The sequence below is a fragment of the uncultured Mucilaginibacter sp. genome, assembly GCF_903893715.1.
GTDB lineage: Bacteria > Bacteroidota > Bacteroidia > Sphingobacteriales > Sphingobacteriaceae > Mucilaginibacter.
Genome location: NZ_CAITNG010000145.1, coordinates 1 through 2,103 on the forward strand (window position 1 = coordinate 1; position 2,103 = coordinate 2,103).

Here is a 2,103-nt window from a genome sequence, read left to right on the forward strand (position 1 = left end):
CATATTATTTAAACCAAGCCTGAAATTTTGTGGAACCTCGGTTGAGCACTGCCAGTTAAGTGTATTGTAATCATTGGACCAATCTGTTGTTCCCCAAGAGTATTCGTAAGGAACCGGAGCTACAGGGCCCCTGCATGTTTTTTCATACTCAAACTCTGTCATCGGCCTGAGGGCCGCCCATTCCATAAACGAAAGCCAGTGCTCTTTCCGCAACGCTACAGGTAATGCCAAACCATCGCAATCTTCATTAAATACGCCATTTCCGTTAGCATCACAGGCATATACTGCGGGTTTCATTTGGGTTTTGGTAACACCTGGTGAATCGATAACAATATTGTAGCCCCAGTTGCCCATAAATGTTGTTCCCGCAGGCGATGTTGGAGGTGTTTGATTCCAATTTTTATCCTGCTGCATGTGTAATTGCTGGTTGTAGGTTAGCGTATTTAAAAAACTAACATATAAAGCAGCGGTTATTTCATACTTCATACAGTAAAAACTGTTATAACCAAATGGGTAGGTATTTGGCAAAGGTACCGATGATCCTAAATTTTGATTGCCTCCATACACAGAACTGGGCATACCGCCGCTATTTGCTGCCAAGACGCTGCTAGTGATCTGTAATGGGTTGTTACCACTATCTCCGAATGTATATTTCGATACGCCATCGCCCACATAAAACGATCCTTGGGGTATGTTAACCATTTCGATACCGTATAGCCCAATGTTATCGGCACCAATGGCTGTGGCCAATGTTACGGTAACCGTAGCCGTTGTAATGTTGCCTATACCCGGTGCGGAGCGCCTTACAAACACGCCTTCATTGTCTGACGCAAGATCGACCTGTAGTTGCGAGCCGGTAACCGAGTGTCCACTACCTGCTAACATGGCATGCGTCCAGGGGTTTTGATTGGCCGGGTCGCAGGTTTGCCGCTTTAAAAATATCCAAACGGCGTCCCAATTTGACGGGCCTGACGTAACGTTCCAGCTATTATCCCATTTAATGGTAAAGCTTACTGTACTGCCACTAATTGTTGGCGTGCCCATTACCAAATTATTGGCTTTAATGCTTGATAAAAAGCTTGCTGTTAAAAAAAAAGCTAAAATTATTTTTTTCATTTTCATTTTATGATATATATTTAAATTAACTATTGATATTTCATAACACATTCAATAACAATTACTTTGTAGCAAGGCAGCCGTTTGAGACGAGTAGCCCCCGCCGCCTAAAAACATATTGTTAACCAAAACAGGGTTGCAATTATTTTGCAGCAAGGCAGCCGTTTGAGACGAGTAGCCCCCGCCGCCTAAAAACATATTGTTAACCAAAACAGGGTTGCAATTATTTTGCAGCAAGGCAGCCGTTTGAGACGAGTTGCCCCCGCCGCCTAAAAATATTGTTACGGGCTTTTTAACATTAAACACACGCATAGCGGGTAATATTATTTGCGCCTTAGTAGCTGTAAAACAAAACAGCAATAGCGAAAAAAGTAGGGGCTTATTCATTAAACTAGAATGATCGTACTCCTCTTCCGCCTTGTGCGAAACCATATGGATCGGAATAATTGACATCTCCATGCACATCTCTGCTACTATTTCTTCCCCAATAAATTAAAGACCCTCCTCTAAAAACGTATTTATAGTCTTCTATTGGCCATCCAATAATATTTGTGGTTCCCTGATTTGTTATATTACCATTACCATTTATAGCCGTGAAGCCAGAGTAATCATAACCCCACCCGCCGACACAACGCTCAAATGTACTTCCGGTAAGATTTAAAATTCCATAATAAGAAGCACCCGCATGTACCCGATCAGATGTTGATGTTGCTTCTATTCCTGCCCTGTGCAATTCTTTACCGCCTATATTTGACAGGCCCAAAGGTGCTGTTGAGCTATACTCGTTGGTTTGAAACTGATTAACAATGGTATAGTCGGCCGATTGGTCAGTTGTGCCCCAGGCAAACTCATTGGGTACAGGATACACAGGTCCCCTACAGGCTTTTTCAAATTCAAACTCGGTCATCGGCCTTAGCGCTGCCCAGTCTAAAAAAGCCAGTAAATTTTGCGTTCGTAAGCAAACCGGTACTTCTAAGCCATCATTAG

At 42.8% G+C, this 2,103-nt stretch carries 3 protein-coding genes; all 3 read right to left on the minus strand.

Annotated elements, in window-relative coordinates:
* The coding region (locus QZX97_RS17695; RefSeq protein WP_295664857.1) for a hypothetical protein at window positions 1-1,116 on the minus strand (1,116 nt) is incomplete at its 3' end.
* Between the two features lie 51 nt (window positions 1,117-1,167).
* Window positions 1,168-1,503 carry a hypothetical protein gene (locus QZX97_RS17700; protein WP_295664860.1) on the minus strand — a complete coding sequence of 112 codons (336 nt, stop codon included), beginning with the start codon at window positions 1,501-1,503 and terminating at the stop codon, window positions 1,168-1,170.
* A 4-nt stretch (window positions 1,504-1,507) separates the two neighbouring features.
* The coding region (locus tag QZX97_RS17705) for a hypothetical protein (RefSeq protein WP_295664862.1) at window positions 1,508-2,103 on the minus strand (596 nt) is incomplete at its 5' end.